The organism is Hoeflea sp. AS60 (genome assembly GCF_038900115.1).
Lineage (GTDB): Bacteria > Pseudomonadota > Alphaproteobacteria > Rhizobiales > Rhizobiaceae > Hoeflea.
In genome coordinates this window covers 37,573-60,590 of record NZ_JBBMQP010000008.1, presented here as the reverse complement: position 1 = coordinate 60,590, position 23,018 = coordinate 37,573, and the positions used below count along the sequence as shown (strand labels likewise).

Below are 23,018 nucleotides of genomic sequence, written 5' to 3'. Positions count from 1 at the left end.
ACCGTCGGCACGGAACTTCTGGTCAACACCGCCACCGCGGGTTCTCAGTTTGAGCAGCAGATCACGGCGCTGTCGAATGGCGGCTTCGTGGTGACGTGGACGGATTCCAGCCAGGGCGTCGGCGGCGCCACCGGGGACACGAGTGAATACGCGGTCAAGGCGCAGGTGTTCGGCGCGGACGGCACCGCCGTCGGCACGGAACTTCTGGTCAACACCGCCACCGCGGGTTCTCAGTCCCACGCACAGATCACGGCGCTGTCGAATGGTGGCTTCGTGGTGACGTGGACGGATTTCAGCCAGGGCGTCGGCGGCGCCGCCGGGGATACGAGTGCATACGCGGTCAAGGCGCAGGTGTTCAACCCCATCGACTTCGTTGGCGCAATCGCGCAGACCGATTTCGTGCTCAAGGGTATCGGTATGTCGGTAAGCGACATCGATGCCAATGGTGGCATCGAAACCATCACATTGGCGGTGGACGAAGGCGGGCTGACCGCGACCGCCGGTGACAGCGGCGTCACCATCGTATCCGGCAACGGTACCGGATCGGTGCTAATATCGGGCACCATCGCCCAGCTCAACGCCTTCCTCGGTTCGGGCGGCAGCAGCAATCTGGTCTATCTCAACGACAGCGATACGCCAGCGGCAAGTGCCACGCTCAGCCTGACCATCGACGATGGTGGCAACACCGGCGCGGGCGGTGCCCTCACCGATACAGCGACTGTGACTTTCGCCATCACAGAGGTCAATGACGCGCCGGTGATGGCGCCAGTAACGCAACCCACCGCCATTGTGGAGATTACAGATGCATCGGCGCAGGATATCGCGGCGGTCAGTGGCACGCTTTCGGTCACGGACGTTGATAGCAGCGATAATCTGACAGCGCAGGCCGGGGTGCCGGTGATCAGCTGGAGCGGCGGGGTTCTCACAGCGGCGCAACAGTCAGCCTTGACCGGAGCCCTGGCCAGCGGGGCGCTCACCCTGGGTACAGCCGCATCGAATGGCGGCGTTGTGGGCATCGGTTACAGCTGGGATCCTGCTTCAGCCGATCTTGATTTCCTGGCGTCGGGCCAGACGCTGACGATCAGCTATGATGTCACAGTGTCTGACGGGACGGCGACCTCAGGATCGCAAAAGCTTACCTTTACCATTGACGGTACCAACGACGCGCCAGTGCTCAATGCAGCTATCGATCCCGCAATCACTTCTGCCGAATATGCGACATTGCCGGGTGTCGGCGGCGGCACGCTGGTCTCAGATCTCGTCGCCCGGATCGGCGACGGCGGGCTCGACAATGTCACCGACGTTGATTCTACCATCATAGGCATCGCCATCACCGGCCAGAACACGACCAATGGCACCTGGTATTTCTCCACCAATGATGGCGCAAGCTGGAGCGTGATCACCGCACCGACTTACGCGCATGCGCTGACGCTGACGCCTGAGGCGCGCGTCTTCTTTGTCCCCGATGCCGGCTTCTCCGGTGTTGTCGGCGACGGGCTGACAATTCGGGCTTGGGATGGCAATGGCGGCTCCAACGGCAGTTATTCTAACGCCAGCACCTACGGTGGGACGACCGGTTATTCGACCAACACTGACATGGTGTCCATCAGCGTGAGCAGCATCAATCACGCGCCGGTTGCCATGGATGACGCGCTGCCCGTTGCTGGCCCCGGCCAAGGCGAATTCCTTGTCAATCAGGCCTTTCTGAATAACCAGGAAGTTCCAGCGATCACTGCGCTGAAGGGCGGCGGTTTTGTGGTGACATGGACGTCCGAGGACGGGCAATCGGCTGACACGAGCGGTTCCGCAATCAAGGCGCGGATCCTTGATGCGCAGGGCAATGAGACCGTTTCGGAATTCCTTGTCAATGAAACCTACGAGAATGACCAGCAATACTCTGCGATCACGGCCTTGGAGGGCGGCGGCTTCGTGGTGACGTGGCAGTTTGGTAACGGACAATCAGCAGCCGCGGGCGATACCGCCATCATGGCGCGGATCTTTGATGCCGCTGGGAATGAGACTGTCTCGGAATTCTTAGTCAATGAGGTCTATCAGGATCGCCAATACTACCCCTCGATCGCTGCGCTTGAGGGGGGAGGCTTCGTGGTGACATGGGTGTCATTTGACCGGCAATCTGCTGACTTTAGCAGTTCCGCCATCAAGGCGCGGATTTTTGACGCGCAAGGCAATGAGACCGTTTCGGAACTCCTGGTCAATGAAATTTATTCGAATAGTCAGTCTAACCCAGCGATCACGGCGCTGGAGGGCGGTGGCTTCGTGGTGACATGGGCTTCCACGGACCAGCGATCGGCTGACACAAGCGGTGAAGCGATAAAGGCTCGGATTTTTGATGCTCAAGGCAATGCGACCGTTTCGGAATTTCTGGTCAATGAGGTTTATGAAAGTGCCCAGCGCGACCCCGCGATCACTGCGCTTGAGGGCGGTGGGTTCGTGGTGGCATGGACGTCCTATGACCAGCAATCAGCTGACACGAGCAGTTTTGCCATCAAGGCGCGGATCTTTGATGCGCAAGGCAATGAGACCGTTTCGGAATTCCTCGTCAATCAGGTCTATCAGGATACTCAATACACGCCCACGATCACTGCGCTTGAGGGCGGTGGGTTCGTGGTGACATGGATGTCTCAAGACGTGCAGTCGCCTGACACGAGCGGTTCGGCCATCAAGGCGCGGATCTTTGATGCGCTAGGTAGTGAGACCGTTTCGGAATTCGTGGTCAATGAGGTCTATCAGGGTTATCAATACGAGCCAGCGATAACCGCTCTGGCGGGCGGCGGATTCGTAGTGACATGGAAGTCTTATGACGGGCAATCTGCTGACGTCAGCGGTACCGCCATCAAGGCGCGCATCTTTGATGCGCAAGGCAATCCGGTTGTCACCCAGACTGACACGTCGGAGGACACCGTCTTCCAGATCGATGTTGCCGATGTTCTCGGCAATGACACCGATGCAGACGGGGATACGCTGAAAGTCCTTGAGGTCGATGCTACCAGCGTGAACGGAGCCAGCATCACGCTGATCGACAGCGACAGTGATGGCACCTTCGACCGGATCGACTACGATCCGACAATTGCTGCGGCAATTCAGGCATTGGGCGAAGGCGATACGCTGGAAGACAGCTTCACCTATACCATATCCGACGGCAATGGTGGCGAAGCCACCGCAACGGTGACGATTACCGTCAGAGGGGCGGATGAGGCGCCGGTATTAGGCGACGCGGGTGACAATCTGCTTTTTGGCGGTGCCGGTGGTGATCTCCTCAATGGAGGTGCTGGCAGCGATACTTTGACAGGCGGAGATGGAGCCGACACCTTCGTCTTCGATGCGGCTGCCCTGGCCGATGCTGACGCGGATATTTGCGATTTGATCGCCGACTACAATATCGCCGAGGGGGATGTCATCGATCTTTCTGCGCTGCTCGGATCCGAAACTGTTGTCGGCCACGTGGCGGACTACGTGAAGATGAACGGGGCATACCTGGAAGTCGATGTTGATGGAACAGCGGGTGCGGAGGGTTTTGTTCAGATCGCGGAATTCACCGACATCCCGGCAGCGCTCGGGCTCAGGATTCTGGTCGATGAAGATCCGTCCGCTGTGACTGTGGTTATCTGACCGCAACAGCAATTTGCGGGTGACCGCCCGGGCTCTTTCTCGGCGCTCTCCCGCAAGTGGCTATGCAGCCAGTTATGCGATGAAAGCGCCCGAAAGGCGGCCGCCTTTGCAGTGCAACGCTGCCGAGATCTTACGCTTGAAAGTCGCCGAATGGCACCCCGGTAAACGAGGGTGTCATTAGTGCTGCTGGTAGTTGCTCAGGTTTCGTCTGGCACCGGCCGGCAGGAGGTTCTGACTGTCAGGCTTGGTGCGACCCTAATGATCTGGGGCTGAGGGTCGACCTTGCCTTCGATGCGGGCGAGAAGAAGTTCGGCGGCTTTGGTACTCAAGGTGGTGATGTCCTGGGTCAGGGCGGTAATGCTCGGGTTCCAGCCTTCGGCCGGGTGAAAACCGTCAAAGCTTATCACCGACACATCTTCCGGTACGCGCAAGCCCATGTTCTGCAGCCCGGCCATGGTGCCCAGCAACTGGGCGATGTTGATACAGGCTATGGCGGTTGGCGGCCGGGGCAGCGTCATCAGCTTTTGAACGGATGCGAAGGCATGCTCACGCAGATAGATGCGGTGATGGATCAGTTCATCGCGGACATCGACGTTGGCCGCTGCCATGGTTTCCAGAAATCCCGCAAAGCGTTCATCCGATGAGGAAATGCCGGGGCGACCCACCAGAAACGCGATGTCCTTGTGGCCGAGCTTGAGCAGGTAACGGGTGATCAGTTGGGCCCCGAAATGGTTGTCGTCCGTGACTGAATCGAAGCGCGAGTTTTCGATAACCCTGTCGACCAGAACCGCGGGTGTGTGGACGGCGGCCGCCAGACGACCTGCGTAGTCTTCCCCATGGGTTGTCGGCGCGATGATAAGGCCTGCCACACGATGGGAACTGAACAGTTCGATTTCGCGGAACTCGCGCTCGGGATCGTCGTCATTGCTGGCAAAAAGCATATTGTAGCCGATATCCGACAGGGCACGCTGCATGGCCTTGGCCAGGTGCGCCGCCCAGGGAGTGGCGATGTCCGGTACGATCAGGCCAATGGTTTTCGAGGTGCCCATGCGCAGGTTCCGCGCAATCGGATCGGGGTGGTAGCCGGCCTTCTTGACGGCTTCCCAGACGCGTTCCTGCAATGCCTTGCTGACGGGCGCGGTGCCATTTATCGTGGCCGAAACCGTGGTAATCGATACTTCTGCGATACGCGCCACGTCCTTGATAGTCGCCAATTGTGTCCCTTTCCCTGCGGAGGCGGCAGAATACACAAAACGTTACGTTGTCGCCATTGAATGCTGCTTGCACCGCGCAAATCCACACATTCATGGCAATTGCCCCGCTGCTGCCCCTTGTCAGATGTTGCCAGACTCTGTATTCACAAATCGTTTCGTGCGCTCTAATCGTCAATTAACCGGCGGAAATGAGCTATTGAGGAATAGCGAAACGTAACGTTTTGTGCCGCCGGGAGCGGTTGGGAGGAGATTATAATGGTAGGATTAAAGTCACTGTTGGCCTCGATGATGGCAGGCGCCATGTTGAGTGCCTGCGTGTCAGTCGCAAGCGCGGAAGAAACGTTGCGTTTGCGCATGAATGGCGACATCAACACGCTGGACCCGATCGCCACGACAAACTTCACCATCCGGAATGCGGCGTATCTGATGTACGATACGTTGTTCTCTATGGACGCAAACTATGAAGTCCAGCCACAGATGGCAGAGGGCTACACGCTCTCGGACGATGGGCTGACCTACACGATCACCCTGCGTGACGGCCTGAAGTTCCACGATGGCAGCCCGGTCACCGCTGCTGATGCGGTCGCATCGCTTCAGCGCTGGGGCAAGGCTGACGGTTTGGGCAAGACGCTTCTTGCCAAGATGGCATCCATTTCCGCGCCCGATGACAAGACGATCATTATGCAGATGAATGAACCCTGGGGACAGGTGATCCCGGCGATCGGCAAAATCTCGTCAAACATTCCGGTGATCATGCCTGCAAGCATGGCTGCCAACGATCCTACGGACCCAGTGGTCACGCCTATCGGCTCGGGACCATACCGTCTGGTTCCCGAAGATTGGGTTCCCGGCAGCATTGCCGTGTTCGAGAAATTCGAGGACTACCTGCCGCGGTCCGAACCGTCCAGCATGGCTGCGGGTGGCAAGGTTGCGCATTTCGACCGGGTGGAGCTGGTCTATATCCCCGATACTGCAACCGCAGTGGACGCGCTGATTGCCGGGGAGATCGACTGGATCGAGGAAGTGCCGTCGGACATGATCGCCTTCTTTGACGGTGTGGATACGGCCAAGCCGATCGCTGCGCGTCAATCGGGAAACTCGATGCAGCTGGTTGTCAATCATCTCAATCCGCCTTTCGACAATCCCAAGATCCGCAAGGCGCTGCAGTGGTCGCTTGAGCAAACACCGTTTCTGCAGGCAGCTTATGGTAATGCCACCGAACGGTATCTCGAATGTGCGGCGGTGTTCTTCTGCGACACGCCCTATGCGTCCGATGCCGGAACCGAAGCAGTGCTGACACGCGATCTCGACAAGGCGAAGGCCTTGCTCAAGGAGGGTGGTTATGACGGGACCCCGGTGCTGTTGATGCACGTCACCGATATTCCTGCGCATGACGCCTATTACTCCGTACTCAAGCCCATGCTTGAAGAAGCTGGCTTTGTGGTTGAGGAGCAAATCACCGACTGGGCAACCGTTGCAACGCGCCGCGCGAGCAAGGAGCCGGTGGCCAATGGCGGCTGGAACCTGTTCTTCACCGGATGGGGTTTTGTCGACCAGTCTAATCCGATGACCAATGTCTATGTCGCAGGTGCCTGTGGCGATGGTTGGTTCGGATGGGCCTGTTCGGAAGAACTGCAGGACCTGCGCAAGAAGTTCGCAGATGAAATGGATCCTGCGGTCAAGAAACAACTGGCCGAGCAGATGCAGATCCTGACCCATGATCTGGTGAGCTACGTTCCGCTTGGGCAGAGCTTCCCCTCGCAGGGCATTGCTTCAAACCTCGAAGGCTTCATCGAGAGCCCCGTGCCCTTCTTTTGGGAAGTACTTCGTACTCAATAGGCAGTAGGATAGGGGCCATCCGGTGCATGTCGGGTGGCCCTCATATCAGAGGTTTGCGATGCTCCGTTACATTCTTGGCAGGCTTCTGGCTGCTATCCCGATCTTTGCCCTGGTGGCGATTTTCATCTTCTCGCTTGTGCACCTGATGCCTGGAGATCCGGCTGTGCTTCTGGCCGGAGACAACGCCAATCCGCAGCAGGTGGAAAAGATCCGTGAACGCCTGCATCTGGATCGGCCGGTTGTCGTGCAGTTTGGCATCTGGGCCGCGAATGCCCTGCAACTTGATCTTGGTGACTCCGTCTACTCAAACCAGCCGGTCACAAAACTGATTGCTCAGCGTATAGAGCCCACAATGGTGCTGGCCATCGTGACGCTGATCATCACGGTCCTGATCTCGGTCCCGCTCGGGGTGATTGCCGCCTGGCGCGCCAACGGGCTGGTTGATCGGCTGATCATGGCTTTCGCAGTGCTGGGATTTTCGCTGCCGGTGTTCGTGATCGGCTATCTGCTGGTCTATGTCTTTGCAGTGAAACTGAAATGGTTTCCGGTGCAGGGCTACAAGCCGTTGGAAGATGGCATTCTGGCAACGCTTTACTCTGTGACCCTGCCGTCAATTGCGCTGGCGATGGTCTTTGCCGCGCTGATTGCGCGCGTCACGCGCGCCTCGATGCTCGAGGCCTTGAACGAGAACTACACCCGTACAGCCCGCGCCAAGGGGCTCGGCACATTCCGCATTCTTGTCGTGCATGCGCTCAAGAGTGCCGGCGTGCCAGTCATCACAGTGATCGGCATTGGTTTTGCAACACTGGTTGGTGGCGTTGTGGTCACCGAATCCGTCTTCAACATTCCCGGTATCGGCCGTCTGACCGTCGATGCCATTACGCGACGCGACTATCCGGTCGTCCAAGGGGTCATCCTGTTCTTCTCTGCCTTGCTCATCCTCATCAATCTTCTCGTCGATCTCAGCTACGCGCTGTTTGATCCACGCGTGAAAGGGTAGGGCCCATGTCGGATAACATAATCGCCGATATCCGTCCGCCCAAGCGCTTCCGGTTGGGCCGTTTGATCACGTGGATCGTCCGCGAGCCCATGACTGCATTTTGTGTGGCGATCCTCCTGTTCTTTGTTCTTGTCGCGGTTTTTGCGCCGCTGCTCGCGAGCGACCCGATTGCGATCAACCCGGCAGAGCGGCTGACCGGCCCTTCGGAAAGCGCCATCTGGGGGCGCGATCATCTGGGGCGGGATGTTTTTGCGCGTGCGGTGTTCGGGTCACGAACATCCATGCTTGTCGGATTTTCTGTGGCGGGACTGACGACCGTGTTCGGCGTTGCCATTGGCATCTATGCCGGCATGTCGAGGATCGGTGGCGCTGTGATCATGCGGTTGAACGACGCCATGATGGCGATCCCCGCGATCCTGCTGGCAATCGCCCTGGCATCCCTGATGAATGCGGGCGTGGTTACGGTGATCATCGCCATCACGCTTCCTGAAATTCCGCGCATGGTGCGGCTGGTGCGCTCGGTGGTGCTCGGGGTGCGGGAGCAGCCTTATGTCTCTGCTGCCACTTCGATCGGAACATCTGGCCTCGCCATGGTTTGGCGGCACATTCTGCCCAACACGCTTGGGCCGGTCCTGGTGCAGGCGACCTATGCCTGCGCTTCTGCGATCATTGCGTCCGCCGTGCTCAGTTTCCTTGGTGTCGGCACCTCGCCGGAAATTCCGAGCTGGGGCGGGATGATGGCCGATGCACGATCCTATTTTCGTATTCACCCCGAGTTGATGGCCTATCCCGGTGCGCTGCTGTCGATGCTGGTGCTGGTGGTCAATATACTTGGCGATCGGCTGAGCGATGCCCTCGATCCCCGCAAGACCAGGAGGGGATCGCTATGACTGCAATGCCACCCCATATCGCTGCCGGGCAGGATGTGCTGACGGTCAGCAATCTCAGTCTGGAGTTTTCCAACGGCTCCGGTGTCGTGCGAGCTCTCGATGATGTTTCCTTCACGGTGCGCAAAGGCGAGATTCTGAGCCTTGTCGGCGAATCCGGCTGCGGCAAGAGCGTCACCGCGATGTCCATCATGGGGCTGTTGTCACGGCATGGCGCGCGCATCGTATCGGGGTCTGTGCGTCTGGGAGATCAGGAATTGCTGGGCGCCAGCGAGCGCACCATGCGACAGGTGCGCGGCAATCGGATTGGGATGATTTTCCAGGATCCGATGACTTCGCTCAATCCGGTCCACACAATCGGCATGCAGATCGCTGAGGTGGTGCGCAAGCATCGCGGCCTCCATGGCGAGGCTGCCAGAGCACGGGCGCTGGAAATGCTCGAGCTGGTGCGGATCCCCGATGCCCGAAACAGGCTTGGAGCCTATCCGCATGAATTGTCCGGCGGCATGCGCCAGCGGGTGATGATTGCCATGGCGCTGGCGTGCGATCCCGAACTGCTGATTGCAGACGAGCCGACGACCGCACTGGACGTGACGGTGCAGGCGCAGGTGCTCGATCTTATTGCTGACCTGAGACAAAACCTCGGCATGAGCGTGATCTTCATCACCCACGACCTTGGTGTGGTGTCGAGCACGGCAGACCGGATGATGGTGATGTATGCTGGCCGCATCGTTGAAGAGGCGCCGGTAGAAAAGCTCTTCGCCCGCCCGTCGCACGGCTATACGGCCGGATTGCTGCAATCGCTTCCCGGAACGCAAACCCGTCACCGCGGTGTCCTTGCTGAAATTCCCGGATCCGTGCCGCGCCTGGACAAGGTTGTGGAGGGTTGTGCTTACGCACCACGCTGCAGTTTTGCGACCGCTGCCTGTCTCAATCCCTTGCCGCCACCGCATCAGATCGGGCCAGAACACTCTGCCCGCTGCATCCATTCGGACACGGTTTACGAGGCGATCAGACACACTGAAATCGTGAGGGCCTGGGCATGAGTTCCGCACCCTATCTTTCGCTCGACAAGATCAGCAAGACCTTCGCCCTGGGACGCGAGAAGTTCGGCGGGCCCGAACGCTTCCTGCAGGCTGTTGACCAGATCTCACTCAATGTGCCGCGTGGCGAGACACTTGGTCTGGTCGGAGAGAGCGGCTGCGGGAAATCTTCGCTCGCGCGGCTGATCATGCAGCTGGAAAAGCCCAGCTCGGGCACGATGACATTCGATGGTGTCGATCCCACGAAACTCAATGCCAGGGACCTGAAGGCGGCGCGGCAGCGCTTCCAGATGATCTTTCAGGATCCCTATGCATCGCTCAATCCACGCATGAAAGCGCGCGCCATTATTGCCGAGGCACTGGTGAATTACCGCAAAGGCAGTGCTTCAGAGATCAACCGGCGTGTTGAGCAATTGGCCGTGCAGGTTGGCCTCAGCGCTTTTCATCTCGACCGGTTTCCGCATGAACTTTCCGGTGGGCAGTGCCAGCGTATCGGCATCGCCCGGGCAATCGCTCTCAGTCCTGATCTGATCGTGGCCGATGAGCCGGTGTCAGCGCTTGATGTGTCGATCCAGGCGCAAATTCTCAATCTGATCGTAAGGCTGCAGGCGGAAATGGGGCTGACGCTGGTCTTCATTTCGCATGACCTCTCGGTCGTGTCCCATGTCGCCGACCGGGTTGCCGTGATGTATCTGGGCCGGATTGTCGAGCTTGGCAGAACACAAGATCTTTTCGGTCAGCCGGCGCACCCTTACACCCGCACATTGCTCTCCGCGGTGCCACTTCCGATGCCGGAAAGCAGGGGCAAGCGGTCCCAGATTGCCGGCGAATTGCCGAGCCCGCTCAATCCACCTTCCGGATGTCATTTCCGCACCCGATGTTCGTTTGCCAACGCGCGCTGCGCAGCTGAAGTACCGGTGCTCCGCGTAATTCAAGGTGCGCAGCAGGCCGCGTGTCATCATGCCGAAGACATCAAGGCAGCTCTCAACCAAGACAAGATAGAGATACACAATGCTTGAGACAGTCGTGCTGCTTCCCGGCCTCCAGTCAGACCACACATCATGGGCTTATCAGATTGAACACCTGAAAAGCCGCTATGATGTTTTTGTGCCAACCGGCTATCACGCAAAGGCCAGCATTGCTGAAATGGCAGATTACGTGACCGGCCAGTTGCCGCAGCGGTTTCATTTCGTTGCCTGGTCTATGGGTGGCTATATTGCTTTGCAGATGCTGCCCGCAGTTCGCGACCGTCTGATCAGTTTTACCCTCATCTCCACGTCTGCCCGGCCTGAAGACCCGACCAATACGGAGCGCCGGCTCGATAATCTTGCGACTGCGGAGCAGGAGGGGATGGCCGCAGCCAATGAACGCAGTCTAGCGTTCAGCTGTCTGGACGTTGACAGCCTTGAGGCATCTCAACGTGAGTCCTTGAAGCAGAGTGCCGTCGACCTGGGCGTCGATGCCTATCGCGCGCAGCAACACGCGATCATCGGGCGGCCTGACGGGCGAAAGAACCTGCCTCTGGTCAAGTGTCCGACACTGGTGATTGTCGGCGATGCTGATGAGGTTACCCGTCCTGAGTGCGCTCTGGAAATTCATGCCGGCATAGCGGGCTCCGAATTTGTGATGATCCCAAACACTGGTCATTGCCCGCCGCTCGAGCACCCCCAGCGGGTCAATGGTCTTCTGGAGGAATGGTTTTCGCGTCATGCCGAACCTCAAGTTCAGCCTTCTGCGCAGGCCGAGAGCACTTAAGGCCCGGATCGTGCCCTGATCTACCCCTTGGGTTTGGGCTGCCTTCAGTTTGATGCAGACTATGAGGATGATGCATTCCAACATCTTCCGTCAGTGCTGACACAGATATCCTCGAAATTCGTATGAGCAAATTTCCTGCAGCCTCCCGGGTGTGATGTTCGCGCACGATTAGCCTGATTGTGCCGTAATTTCTGATATTTGCAGGCGGATACGGCCGTTCTCTTGCCGTGAATTGAGGTAAGGTTAGTTAGGTTTGGTCAGGCAAATTTCGTTGAATGGCAACTTGACTAATCAAATTTTCATGCTGATAGTTGGTGCATGACAAACTTGGAACCAACCGTTTCCCATCCCCGTTATCGCGTCCTTGCCGAGGCGCTTCGTGAGGCAGTCGTGGCCGGGGAGTATCCGCCAGGCGCTCAGCTTCCAACGGAGGCAGAACTGGCAAGCCGGTTCGGCATGAGCCGCGGCACTGTGGTCAAAGCCATCGACACGCTGGTTGCCGAAGGGATCGTCATCAAGCGGCAGGGGGCAGGCAGCTTCGTTGCGCTGCCCGCGTTGCACCGGCGGTCGTCGCGGCTGATGTCCTTTTCGGAAACCGTCAACGCACAGGGGCGCACCGCATCCCAGAAGGTGTTGTCCTACGGGCCGGCAGACAAGGAAGAGGCTCGCGCCTACGGCGCTCATGAGCCCTCGATGCTTCTTGCCCGCATGCGGTATGTTGACGGGGTGGCAGCTACCATCCACCGGTCTTTCATTCCCGAAAGGATTATAGAGCGGCTGTCGGCGGAAAAGCTGGGGCAGCTGCTGAAGGGCAATGCCTCGCTGTATGCAGCGTTTGAGGACGCAGGCCTGTCGATTGGTCGCGGTTCGGAACATGTTTCGGCCCGGCTTGCGACCCCGGTGGAGGCTGAGACGCTCAACATCCAGTTGCCTGCTGCCCTGATGGTGGTGATCCGGCAGAGCTACGATCCTGAGGGAAACCTGATCGAGGCAGCCGAGGCCGTCTATCTCGCCGACTACTACACATATGATCTGGAATTGGTGCGGGGCACGGCTCACGAGGTGCCGCACCGGCTTCGTATCGTGCTCGACAATACAAATAACAAAGATCAACAGGAGAACTAAAATGATACTCAAGAAGCTTCTTGCCGGGATCGCGCTGTCCCTCGTTGCTGTCCCTGGCTATGCAGCCGATGCGCCGGTTGCGATGATTGTCGCTCAAGGCGGGCTGGGCGACGGATCCTGGAATGACACCGCCAATGTCGGCTTTACCGCCGGGATCAAGGAGACGGGCCTTGAAGGGCGCGCCATCGAGTCGAACGATGTGGTGGCACAGGGCGAGGAAATCATGCGCCGCGCGGCGGACGCGAACTTCGGCCTCGTGCTGAGCCTCGAATATGCACATGGCGAGCCAATGCAGGCGCTGGCTCCCGATTATCCCGAAACATCCTGGGCCATCTTCAACCAGGTCCGTACCGGCGACAACATTGCGTCGGTCCTGTTTGGCGAGCATCAGGGGTCCTACCTCGCTGGCGTTCTTGCCGCGAAGATGACCACGACAGAGGGTGTCGAGGGGATCAATCCTGAGCCAATCCTGGGCGTTATCCCGGCGGTCAAGAGCCCCGGCATCGACAAGTTCGTCGTCGGTTTCATTCAGGGTGCGAAGTCCGTGAACCCTGACATCGAAGTCAAGGTTGGGTACGCCGAAACCTTTGGCGACCCGACAAAGGGCGAGCAGATGGCGAATGCCATGTTCGAAAGCGGCGTGGACATCATCTATCACGTGGCAGGCGGTACTGGCCTGGGGGTGATCGCCGCAGCCGAAAGCACCGGCCATTATGCCATCGGTGTTGACACCAATCAGGATGGCCTTGCGAAAGGTCACGTGCTGACCTCGATGGTCAAACGCGTCGATGTTGCGACTGAAGAACTGATCAAGGCCTATGCCGCCGACAAGTTCCCCGGTGGCCAGACCTTGAAATTCGGTCTGCCTGAGAATGGCGTTGGTCTTACCGATATGGAATTCACCAAAGACATCATCCCGGCCGAGTACATGGAAGCTGTTGAAGCCGCCAAGGCCGGCATCATTGCAGGTGACATAGAAGTCTGGGACGTGTCTTCCCAAGGTTACCCGGATTTCTACAACTAAAGAACTGGCTTCCCCGGTTGAACCATCTGCAAAACGCGGCGGGCCGTTTTCGGCCCGCCGCACCAACATCCTATTGCTGTGAGCATGCCATGACGACGATCGCGCTCAGCGCTGCCAATATCTGGAAGAGCTACGGATCGGTTCAGGCGAACCGCGGTATTTCCCTCTCTGTGGCACCTGGTGAAATCCATGCCATCGTCGGGGAGAACGGGGCGGGCAAATCAACGCTCATGCGGGTGCTGCAGGGCATAGAGCGTCCGGACAGCGGTCACGTCACGGTTATGGATCGCGAAGTGGCCTTTTCAGGCCCCGGCGATGCGTTGGCTCATGGGATCGGCATGGTTCATCAGGAATTCATGCTTGCCCCGGATCTGAGCCTTCTGGAAAACCTCGTTCTTGGGGATGAGCCGGTGAGTTTCGGTCGCGGCGCGTTTGCACGCATCGACTGGCAGGCTGCCGAAGCCCAAGGTCGGGAACTGGCACAGCGCATCGGCATTGAGGTGGATTGGCATCGACGGGCAGGCGCAGCACCGGTCCATATCCAGCAATTTGTTGAAATTATCCGGCTTCTCCGCCGCGGTACGAAAATTCTTATCCTTGATGAGCCGACCGCAGTTCTGGCGCCGCAACAGGTAACCGAACTTTTCGACCTGCTCCGCCGAATTCGTGAAGACGGCACGGCCGTCCTGTTCATCAGTCACAAGATCCGCGAAGTCACCGCGCTTGCCGATAGGGTGACTGTCATCCGGCAAGGTGAGGTTGCTTTTGCTGCCGCGGTCTCAGAGACCGATGGAGAAGAAATTGCGTCACATATCGTGGACGGTCACAACCCGGTCACCGATAACGTGAAACGGGGCACACCCGGCTCCATCGTTTTGAACGTCACGGGTCTGTCTGCGGCATCTGTCGAGAAGTCGCATCCATTGCACGACATTTCGCTGACCGTCCATGCCGGTGAGATCGTTGGTCTTGCCGGAGTTGCGGGCAATGGTCAGGTCGAGTTGATGGAAGCTCTTTTTGGACTGAGGGCGGCGACAGGCAAGGTTGAACTGAAGGGCACTGATCTTTCGGGACTTGACGCTGACCGCCGTCGTGCGGCGGGAATCGGATTCATCAGCGCTGACCGGCGGCACGAAGGCCTCGCCATTGAGGCGTCGATTGAGGAAAACACCATTGCTGGAGCGCATCGAGCGGCTCCGATCTCAAATGGGCTCTGGCTGAGCCTGAGGGCGCGAAAAGCTGTAGCACTCGAACGCCTCAAGCGGCTCTCGGTCAAGTACGGAACCCTGCGTGATCCTGTCGGCAGCCTTTCAGGTGGGAATCAACAACGCGTGGTCTTTGCCCGCGAAATCGCAGGGCCGCCGCAGCTCTTGCTTGTATCGCAACCAACCCGGGGAGTGGATCTGAACGGCATTGCGGCCATTCACAGCATTCTTCGGGATTTCCGAGATGCAGGCGGTGCAGTGCTCCTCGTCTCGGAAGAGCTCGACGAACTGCAAGTGTTGTCTGATCGCATCGTTGTGCTGGCCCAAGGCCGCATTGTCGGGGAATTGGGAGCGGATGCCGACCGACGTGACATCGGACGGCTTATGGTTATGGAAGGTGCTGGCGTATGACCAACTGGCTGAACCGAGGTCTGGGTTTTGCCGTGCCGTTGCTGATTGCGCTGCTGGTCAGCGCGGTTGTGCTGCTCGCCATTGGTGAAAACCCTCTGGATACCTTTTCTTTGATGTTGACCGAGGCATTCGGTTCGCCGCGGCGCTTGGCTTCGACCCTCTCGGCTGCGACCCCACTTCTGTTCACAGCCATCGGTACTGCGATTTGTTTCCGGGCAGGCGTGTTCAACGTGGGAGCAGACGGCGCCTTTCTTATCGGCGGACTGGCGGCTGTGGTTGCCGGTTTCAGCCTGCCTGCAGAGCTTGGCTGGGCGCTGGCTCCGATCTGCCTCGCAATTGGCGCTATCTTTGGTGCGGCATGGCTTTTCATCCCGGGGTGGCTGCTGGCAAAGCTGGAAGTGGACGAGGTCGTGTCGACCCTCATGCTCAACTTCATTGCCGCCGCGATCACCGGATATCTGGTGAACGGGCCGTTCCTGTCAGCCCAGTCCGGCAACAATGTCACTCCGCTGGTTCACGAGGCCGCCGAGTTGTCGCGGCTAATGCCGCCCGCCACCTTGCACAGCGGTTTCCTCATCGCGCTCGCTATTCTTGCTGCCTATGCATTCTGGACACGGCGTACATCTGCCGGTCTTGAGGGTGCATGGGTTGGGCTGAACCGCCGGTTTTCGCGCGTCGTCGGTGTGTCGGTCCAACGGACAATCATTCTTGCGATGGTGCTTTCGGGTGTTGTTGCCGGCCTGGGCGGGGCGGCCCATGGATTGGGTCAACTGCACCGCTTCACGGATGGCTTTTCTGCGGGCTACGGCTTCACGGGCATGGCGGTGGCTCTCTTGGGTCGCAACACACCGTTGGGTATGTTGATCGGGTCAATCCTGTTCGGTGCGCTCGCCTCTGCCGGGACCACGATCCAGCTCTTCTCCAATATTCCGCTCGATCTGGTGAATATCATTCAGGGCATTGTGATGATCTTTGCGGTCATCGAACTGGGCCGAATTACCATCCGCCGGAGGTCGAAAACATGATCGAACAGGTTCTGGCGGCTGGTGTCGTCCTCACGACCCCGATCCTGCTTGCCGCCATTGGTGGGCTGGTGAACCGGCAGGCCGGCATCGTCAATATCGCACTCGAAGGCAAGATGCTGGTCGGTGCATTTGTTGCGGTCATCGTCTCTGCAGCCACCGGAAGCTGGCTCGTTGCAACGCTCGCTGCGGCGCTGGTGAGCATGGTGATCGGTTGGGGCTTTGCGCTAACCATCACCCGGCTCGGCGCGAACATGATCACTGCCGGGCTTGGGCTTAATGTCCTTGCCGCCGGTGCGATCGGGTTCTTGATGAGCATAATATACGGGTCGTCGGGCACTTTGCGTCTGCCAGAGGTTGCGCTTCTGCCGCATGTGTTTCCGCAATCTGTCGAGGCTGTTCCCTTGCTTGGTCCGATGCTGGCCAATCTCGATCCGCTGACGATCTTTGCGGTGCTGCTGATTGCCGTCCTTCCGTTTCTGCTTCGTGCAACGCGTTTTGGCCTCTGGATCCGGGCGACCGGAAACGCAGCACCGGTTGTGCGCTCGGTTGGGTTGAAGCCGAAACTCATGCAGGAAGCATCGACTGCTTTTGCCGGATTCCTTTCGGGCCTTGCTGGTGCCCAACTGGCGTTGGCGTCCATCGGAATCTTCAACGAGGGCCTGACCGCAGGCCGCGGCTTTATCGCTCTTGCAGCTTTTTACTTCGGACGTGACCGACCTTGGCAGACGGCTGCCGCCTGCCTGCTGTTCGGACTGCTCGACGCCGCGCAGATACGGATGCAGACCGTGGGGCTGCCTCCGCGGCTGATTGGCGCGCTACCCTATCTCATGGTGCTTGTCGCGCTGGTCATCACCCAAATGCGTAGCCTCAGGAGGGCACAATGACAAAGACCGCACTCATTGTCGTGGATATGCAAAACTCGTTTCTGCATCCCGACGGCGAAAACTACTATCCTTCTGCGCCTGAGGTCATCGAGCCTGTCCGTGCTCTGATTGCTGCGGCAGAGGTGGGTGAATCCATCATTGTGCATGTCTGCGACCGTCACCGCGAAGGTTTTGTTGATTTCGAGCAGCCGCGCTTGCCGCAACACTGCATTGTCGGCGGTTTCAATGCCGAGTTTTTCGAGGATTTTGGACCGCAGGGGCGGGCGAGGGAAATTCTCATCACGAAGCGGCGCTACTCGGCCTTCTTCGCGACAGAGCTTGCACTGTTTCTCACTGAGCAGGGCGTTGAACGTGTTGTGATTTGCGGGGTCAAGACCAATGTCTGCGTGCGGGCAACGGCAACCGATGCTTTCGCCAACGGATTTGCAGTGAACGTGGTCGCAGAAGCGACGAATACCAACCGCGCCAATCTCGGCGAGGCGTCTCTCGAGGATATCGAACGCTACATCGGCAAGGTTGTTGATCTGGAAACCGGAAAAGGCCTGCTCGCATGAGCCGACTTGTCGTCACCGGATATGCCAGCCTCGATTTCGCGGTCGGGCTCGACGGTCAGGCAGTGGGGGACACCACCACCCTGATTGCGGCCCGTGACCCGGAAGCCTGGCCCCGCGCGGGAGGTTGTCCGACGTATATTTCGGGTGCTGCTGTCCGGGCCGGCCAGCAGGCAACGCCGATCATGTGGGTGGGCACCGGACGTGAGGGCGAGGGGTTTGTCGCCAAGCTCGAAGCGCAGGGGATCGGGACCGAGGGTATCGGCGTGGTCGATAGCCCACGCTCGCCCACTGCGCTGATGGTCTATCAGGCTAACGGAACTTGCATGTGCCTCTACGACCCGGCGTTGGGCCGGGCCGAGGTCCTGACCGACGCACAGAAGGCCCTGATCGCCGGAGCAACGCATTTGTGCGTTTCTGTAGGACCGTCGCAACTGATGGACGCCATCTGCGCGCTGTGCCCTCAGGACGCGAGGCTCTACTGGGCGGTCAAGAACGATCCCGATGCGTTTCCACCGGATCTTCGGACCCGGCTTTCGGCAAGGGCGGACGTGATTTTTCACTCTGCATCAGAACGTTCGCTCATCGGCGAGACCGCGGCGGTGCTGGTTGAGACACGCGGTAGCGATTGCGTTGTTGTCACCGATGCAGGGCAGGGCCGCGAGGTCCCGGTAACCCCGATCGATATCGCCGACACCACCGGCGCGGGCGACAGCTTTGCAGGCGGATACATCGCCGCGGAAATGGCCGGAGCAGACCCGGTTGAAGCCGCAGGCGCAGGAATAAAAGCAGCGGCCGCAGTTCTTGCGGACCGGAAAAGGAGACATTCACAATGAAACAAGCCTGGTACTCAGGGCACAGCGCCGAAGATTTGGGCGACAGCGCGATTCTTGTCGGCGATCCCGACCGCGTCGACCGGATTGGTGCGCTTTTGACCGACCCGGTGTTTCTGCCGGTCAAACGGGGTCTGAAGACCGTAACAGGTTTGTGGAATGGCCAACGTGTAAGTGTAGGCGCGTTCGGCATGGGAGCACCTATTGCCACCGTGCTCATGCACGAGTTTGCTGATCTCGGCATAAAGCGCTTCGTGCGGATCGGCACGGCGATGTATTTTCCGCCCGCTATCGGGGGTGAGTTTCTCATATCCGACGCTGCAATTGGTTTCGACGGGACCTCGCCTGCCTATGGTGTTCCCAACGACGAGCAAGTTGGTGCGGATCCTGCAATCACTGCCGCGCTGGCAGAGGCAGCGGCTGCCGCTGGCGAGGCTTCGCACCGGGGGCTCTATGCCACCTATGACGCGTTCTACCGGGACATGTTCGGAATGGATGCAAAAGGCGAGGCGCGGGCCAATGCCATGAGGCAGGACATGAACAACCGCGGCGTGATGGCGCTGGATATGGAGACCTCCGCTCTTCTTGCTGCGGGCCAGGATCTCGGTCTCGCTGTCGCAACGCTCTGCTACGGAACGGTTGATGCATTGAGCCAGGAAAAGCTTGGCGTCGACGCGCTTGACCGAGGCGAGACCCAACTCTTCCGGATTGCACTGAACGCGATCACGAGCTGAACAGACAAAAGGAAAAAGAACAATGAGCGATATGCCAAAGCGCTATCTGCAGACGGTCCTGGACCGTCTGACCCAGGTGATGGACACTCAGACCGATGCGATCGAAGAGGCCGCGCGTGCCTGTGCGCAGTCGATCATGAATGACAAGCTGGTGTTTACCTTCGGCACCGGCCACGGCTCCTTCGCCGCGATGGAGATGTATCCGCGCACTGGCACAGTCACCGGGTTTCGCCCCATCGTTGAGAGTTCGATGATCTCGTTCCACCGAGTGCTGGGTGACGGCGGTGCCCGTCAGTACCGCTTCATCCACTCGCAGGAAGGCTACGGCAAAGCGATCTTCGACAGTCACGAGACTGATCCTGGTGACACTATGCTGATGTTTTCTCACTCCGGGATCAATGCGGTGACACTCGACATCGCAGTCGCCGCGAAAGAAAAGGGGATGACGCTGATAGCTGTGACTTCGATCCCCCATTCCTCCAGCGTTCCATCCCGCCATTCGAGCGGCAAGCGGCTCTACGAAATCGCTGACGTGGTGATCGATACCGGCGTGCCTCTGGGTGACGCAGGGATCGAAATCGAAGGCGTTAAGGGCAAGACAGGTGCAACTTCAACGTCGATCGCGATTGCCATCGGCCATGCGATCAATTCGACCACAGCAGAACTGGTCGCCGAAGCGGGCCACGATCCCTATCTGATGGTCAGCCCCAACACGACCGAGAAAGCTGCAGCCAACGCCCAGAATGACCTGAACTACGCCGAGCTTTCGCGCCGGCTGAAGGCGCGCTGAGATGGAGCGTGGTTTTTTCATAAACGGCCAGTGGGAACACCCGACTGGCCTCGATCGCTTCGAGATTGTGAACCCGGCAAATGGCGAACCGGTAGGCTCGACTTTGCTCGCTGATGCCGCCGTAGTTGACCGTTGCGTAGATGCCGCGGAAGCGGTGGCAACGTCTTTCGCGCTCATGCCGGCAAGGGCCCGTGCTGACATGCTGCGCAAGGCAGCGAGCCTGATCGAAGAGCGGGTCGATGACATGGCTCGCCTGCTCACCAGGGAACAGGGCAAGCCGGTGCCTGACAACGTGAAGGAGATCCTCTTCGGTTGCGAAGTTCTTCGCTACTACGCCGAAGAAGGTGTCCGTGTTGGCGGCTCGATCCGGCCGGCATCGGCACCGAACATTCGCAATCTGGTGACCTATCACCCGATCGGGGTCGTGGCTGCCATCGTGCCATGGAACTACCCGATCGACCTCTATTGCTGGAAGATCGGTCCGGCGCTCGCAGCAGGTTGCCCGATCATCGTTAAATCCCCGCACGAGACCCCGCTCGCCATCGCCATGGTGGTCGATTGCCTGCATGAGGCAGGGTTCCCGGCAGGCACCATTGCCGATATTCCCGGTCTTGGCCCGGTGGCAGGCGAAGCTCTGGCGTCGCATCCTCGCATCCGTGCGCTGTCGGCCACTGCTTCCATACCTGCGGGACAGGCAATCATGCGCGCCGCTTCGGTCAACATGAAGCGTCTGTGCCTCGAACTTGGTGGCCATGCACCCTTTGTCGTTATGGAGGACGCCGACCTCGAGGAAGCTGCGCGCGCAGCGCACAGGCGCGGGTTCTCCAATATGGGGCAGATCTGCATCACCGTGAACCGGATCCTCGTGGCGGCTCCCGTCGCTCGCGAGTTTGCCGATATCCTGGCTTCGCTCACTGATCAAACGGTGATCGGCGACGGTCTGGATCCGTCCATCGGGTATGGTCCCGTGCAAAACGCGGGTGTGATCGCCCGAATGAACCGGCATGTCGCCGATGCCGTGGCCAAAGGTGGCCGCGTCATTGCGGGCGGTGGCCGTGCCACCGGAAGCGGTTTCGACGACGGTCTGTTTTATCGCCCCACGGTGATCGAGGATGCGCCGCTTGATAGTCTCCCGATGAGCGAAGAAACCTTCGGCCCGGTTATGGGCATGGCGACGTTCAAGACCGACGCCGAAATGCTGGCAATCGCCAACAGTCTGGAATACGGCCTTGCCGCCTATATTTTTGGTGGCGATCTCGACCGGGTCTGGACGCTGGCCGAACGGATGGAGTTTGGTGCCGTTGGCGTCAATGTCAACGACACCAGCGACCTTCAGGCACCTTTTGGTGGATGGAAGATGTCAGGCTTCGGGCGCGAACTGGGGCCCGAGGGGCTTGAGACTTACTTGCAACCCAAGCACCTGAAAATGCGCTTGCGGCACACTGTGTAGGCAATCGACCCGGCCCCTGTGGGCCGGGTCGTGGCCGCCGGTCCTATCTGGAGCTTTCCATCGATAAATCAGGCGCTCAGTCGATAGCACAAGGCAATTCAGCGCTTTAACGCTGACACTTATGCACCATCAAGGGATTTTTGGGATCCTGGCTGGAACGGTAGAATGACATACTGAAGCTGACCTCCGCGCCCGCTATGCCAAGAACAAAGAGCACGACACTGCGAACGGTGGTGTCAGCGGTCATCAGTCTGCGTTCAAAAGTGTGAGATTTTCATCTTGCGAGCGTCTTGGTGGATGGGGCGAAAGCCGAGAACCTTCGATGCTGATTGTATCAAATGTAACTTGATGGTGCAGCAAGTTCTGAATTTCGCCTGGATACAGATCCATGCGCAAATGCCCGTTGCATTGCTCGGCAAAGCCGGTTTAGATTCGTGCTAATCTTTGAATAAAATCAATATTTTTTATATTTAAAAGTCATTTTCATGCCCAAAGTAGACAAGCTGACGGTTCAGTTGAGCAGTGGTCGAGCGGTGGTAAATGAGTTTACCAAACTCTTTGGCCAGCTCGAGGTTGACCAGATTGAAGACAAGGAACCTTTCGATCTGAGCGGTGAGGTCACCACCGTGCTCAACATGCGTATATGGCGAACCGTATCCCAGTCTGGCTACAAGACCAGCTATAGTAATCCTGCAGGACAGGATTTCGAGTTGCACTTTATTCAGTCCGGCCGGTACAGGTTCCGAGCAGGCGGCTCCGAGATCGATGCCGCAGCAAACAGCGCCGTGCTGTTGAAGGACACGAGCAAAGTTGAAGTTACTGCTTGTCCCGGGTCTGAGAAGCTGGCTGTGCTGGTTCCGTTGAGCCGCTTTTCCCACGTCTTGGGCAACGAGCTTGGCGCTCCCGGCCAGAGGCTCGCCAATTTTCGTTCCCATATTGAAATCGGCGTTGAAGGGATCGACCTGATTCGGAACATGGCAAATCTCCTGATTGGTGATCCCGGGGCTGCCCATCCATTTTCGCGCGCTCCCAACGGGGCTCTCCTGCTGGGAGATGCCCTGGTTGCAAGCTTTGTCGGGTTCTGGCCGAAAATCGACAATTCGGCGACCGAAACCACAAGCCTTCCCCGCCATCTGCAGCGTGCGATCGAGTGGATGGATGCACATGCTGCGGAAAACATATCGATCGAACAACTGGCTCGCCAATGTGGAGCAAGCATTCGCACATTGCAAAATTCGTTCCGGCAACATCTGTCGACCAGTCCCAATGCCTATATCCAGCGCATCCGTCTCAGCCGTATTCATCAAGAGCTTCTGTGCGGCGACAGGGGCATAACTATCGAACAGATCGCAGCGCGCTGGGGCTTTGGCCACATGGGATATTTCGCCGCTCGCTACCGGACCTTGTATGGCGAATCGCCATCTGTCACGCGCCAGAAATGGAAAAAGGGTCGTGACTAGCAAATCCAAGTATCACAAAAACGCAGTCCCATCACTGCAGCGCAAAATTTTGATCGATTTTCCAAAATAGATACAGCGTTAAGTTCGCGTTAACGGCTATACACGCTAATCGCTGTATATACCTGCATTCAAAACGAATGTAATTCTGCATGATGCGG

19 protein-coding genes are annotated in these 23,018 nt (G+C 58.6%); 18 read left to right on the top strand and 1 reads right to left on the bottom strand.

The genetic code is table 11. From position 1 onward, the window contains the following. A partial coding sequence (locus WNZ14_RS23350) for a VCBS domain-containing protein (protein WP_342871087.1) occupies positions 1-3,630 on the top strand: 3,630 nt, incomplete at its 5' end. A 197-nt stretch (positions 3,631-3,827) separates the two neighbouring features. Here the strand turns inward: WNZ14_RS23350 and WNZ14_RS23345 are convergent. After that, a complete protein-coding gene (locus WNZ14_RS23345; RefSeq protein WP_342871086.1) occupies positions 3,828-4,844 on the bottom strand; it encodes a LacI family DNA-binding transcriptional regulator in 1,017 nt (338 codons plus the stop codon). Between the two features lie 255 nt (positions 4,845-5,099). On the opposite strand from WNZ14_RS23345, the gene WNZ14_RS23340 reads away from it, so the two are divergent. From WNZ14_RS23340 to WNZ14_RS23260, 17 genes are all read left to right on the top strand, one after another. Further along, a complete protein-coding gene (locus WNZ14_RS23340) occupies positions 5,100-6,683 on the top strand; it encodes an ABC transporter substrate-binding protein (protein ID WP_342871085.1) in 1,584 nt (527 codons plus the stop codon). Positions 6,684-6,741: 58 nt separating this feature from the next. Next, positions 6,742-7,683 carry an ABC transporter permease gene (locus WNZ14_RS23335; protein ID WP_342871084.1) on the top strand — a complete coding sequence of 314 codons (942 nt, stop codon included), beginning with the start codon at positions 6,742-6,744 and terminating at the stop codon, positions 7,681-7,683. Positions 7,684-7,688: 5 nt separating this feature from the next. Continuing rightward, positions 7,689-8,573: an ABC transporter permease gene (locus WNZ14_RS23330; RefSeq protein ID WP_342871083.1), complete on the top strand. Its 885-nt coding sequence runs from the start codon at positions 7,689-7,691 to the stop codon at positions 8,571-8,573. Positions 8,574-8,578: 5 nt separating this feature from the next. After that, on the top strand, positions 8,579-9,616 hold the full coding sequence (locus WNZ14_RS23325) for an ABC transporter ATP-binding protein (RefSeq protein ID WP_342871089.1): 1,038 nt from the start codon (positions 8,579-8,581) through the stop codon (positions 9,614-9,616). Continuing rightward, entirely contained in the window at positions 9,613-10,632 is a 1,020-nt protein-coding gene (locus tag WNZ14_RS23320) for an oligopeptide/dipeptide ABC transporter ATP-binding protein (protein ID WP_342871082.1), read from the top strand. Before WNZ14_RS23325 ends, WNZ14_RS23320 begins: the two co-directional genes overlap by 4 nt. Further along, complete coding sequence (locus tag WNZ14_RS23315) at positions 10,625-11,368, top strand: alpha/beta hydrolase (protein ID WP_342871081.1); 744 nt, start codon at positions 10,625-10,627, stop codon at positions 11,366-11,368. The genes WNZ14_RS23320 and WNZ14_RS23315 overlap by 8 nt, the downstream gene beginning before the upstream one ends. Before the next feature lie 318 nt (positions 11,369-11,686). Continuing rightward, positions 11,687-12,493 (top strand): GntR family transcriptional regulator, encoded by an 807-nt coding sequence (locus WNZ14_RS23310; protein ID WP_342871080.1) that lies wholly within the window; start codon positions 11,687-11,689, stop codon positions 12,491-12,493. Position 12,494: 1 nt separating this feature from the next. Continuing rightward, entirely contained in the window at positions 12,495-13,517 is a 1,023-nt protein-coding gene (locus WNZ14_RS23305) for a BMP family protein (protein ID WP_342871079.1), read from the top strand. Positions 13,518-13,606: 89 nt separating this feature from the next. After that, positions 13,607-15,133: an ABC transporter ATP-binding protein gene (locus WNZ14_RS23300; RefSeq protein WP_342871078.1), complete on the top strand. Its 1,527-nt coding sequence runs from the start codon at positions 13,607-13,609 to the stop codon at positions 15,131-15,133. Continuing rightward, a complete protein-coding gene (locus tag WNZ14_RS23295; RefSeq protein ID WP_342871077.1) occupies positions 15,130-16,158 on the top strand; it encodes an ABC transporter permease in 1,029 nt (342 codons plus the stop codon). Before WNZ14_RS23300 ends, WNZ14_RS23295 begins: the two co-directional genes overlap by 4 nt. Continuing rightward, a complete protein-coding gene (locus WNZ14_RS23290) occupies positions 16,155-17,042 on the top strand; it encodes an ABC transporter permease (protein WP_342871076.1) in 888 nt (295 codons plus the stop codon). Before WNZ14_RS23295 ends, WNZ14_RS23290 begins: the two co-directional genes overlap by 4 nt. Beyond that, the gene (locus WNZ14_RS23285; RefSeq protein ID WP_342871075.1) at positions 17,039-17,596 is read left to right on the top strand and encodes an isochorismatase family cysteine hydrolase; all 558 of its coding nucleotides are present in this window, start codon (positions 17,039-17,041) and stop codon (positions 17,594-17,596) included. The genes WNZ14_RS23290 and WNZ14_RS23285 overlap by 4 nt, the downstream gene beginning before the upstream one ends. Next, positions 17,593-18,429 carry a carbohydrate kinase family protein gene (locus tag WNZ14_RS23280; protein ID WP_342871074.1) on the top strand — a complete coding sequence of 279 codons (837 nt, stop codon included), beginning with the start codon at positions 17,593-17,595 and terminating at the stop codon, positions 18,427-18,429. The genes WNZ14_RS23285 and WNZ14_RS23280 overlap by 4 nt, the downstream gene beginning before the upstream one ends. Beyond that, a complete protein-coding gene (locus tag WNZ14_RS23275) occupies positions 18,426-19,160 on the top strand; it encodes a uridine phosphorylase (protein ID WP_342871073.1) in 735 nt (244 codons plus the stop codon). The genes WNZ14_RS23280 and WNZ14_RS23275 overlap by 4 nt, the downstream gene beginning before the upstream one ends. Before the next feature lie 22 nt (positions 19,161-19,182). Further along, positions 19,183-19,950 carry a sugar isomerase domain-containing protein gene (locus tag WNZ14_RS23270; RefSeq protein ID WP_342871072.1) on the top strand — a complete coding sequence of 256 codons (768 nt, stop codon included), beginning with the start codon at positions 19,183-19,185 and terminating at the stop codon, positions 19,948-19,950. Position 19,951: 1 nt separating this feature from the next. Beyond that, positions 19,952-21,400: an aldehyde dehydrogenase family protein gene (locus tag WNZ14_RS23265; RefSeq protein ID WP_342871071.1), complete on the top strand. Its 1,449-nt coding sequence runs from the start codon at positions 19,952-19,954 to the stop codon at positions 21,398-21,400. Positions 21,401-21,885: 485 nt separating this feature from the next. After that, complete coding sequence (locus WNZ14_RS23260) at positions 21,886-22,860, top strand: AraC family transcriptional regulator (protein WP_342871070.1); 975 nt, start codon at positions 21,886-21,888, stop codon at positions 22,858-22,860. Positions 22,861-23,018: the final 158 nt, after the last annotated feature.